This window comes from Nitrosomonas supralitoralis (assembly GCF_003011925.2).
Lineage (GTDB): Bacteria > Pseudomonadota > Gammaproteobacteria > Burkholderiales > Nitrosomonadaceae > Nitrosomonas > Nitrosomonas supralitoralis.
This window is the reverse complement of sequence record NZ_PXXU01000189.1, coordinates 1-544: the sequence shown is the minus strand read 5'-3', so window position 1 is coordinate 544 and position 544 is coordinate 1. Positions and strand designations below refer to the sequence as shown.

1 pseudogene is annotated in these 544 nt (G+C 40.1%); it reads right to left on the bottom strand.

Annotation, left to right across the window (positions count from 1 at the left end):
- Positions 1-299: 299 nt before the first annotated feature.
- Positions 300-544: pseudogene (locus C7H79_RS17365) on the bottom strand (DDE-type integrase/transposase/recombinase); the annotation flags it as partial.

Sequence of the window (544 nt, the reverse complement as noted above, 5' to 3'; positions counted from 1 at the left end):
AATTGCCAGATGGACTTACTGTGAAAGTTAACGGGACAGTAGTGATCTATACGACCATATTATTAGAGGATTTTCTTCCCAATCATGTACAAAGAATCTACGATTTACGATTCTTAAAGCTTCGCTTCAGTTTACTTATTGAAACTCCAATTGTATGTTCGGAATCGTACATACTAAACAAAATTATTTGCGATCACTCTTGAAAACCTTCGTCCAATATCATAAAACTATCTCGCAGACTCTTTTTTGAATCTTTAGATAGGTGTATCCTAATTATTTTTTATTCTGAGCACCCTGATGGTATTGAATATCTGCGGACAACCGTGGTCTTGAATGGCAGCCTCCAAAGCCTGAACGCAGAAATCGGCATCCCTCGTGTTGGATAAGCGCCAGCTCAGCACTTTACGGGAATGCCAGTCCATGATGGCAACCAAATAACCAAAGCCTTTCTCCATTGGCACATAGGTAATATCAGCGGCCCAGACTTGATTGGGCCGGTTTATTATCTTGCCTTTGAGTAGGTAAGGATATGTTTTGTGTTGTT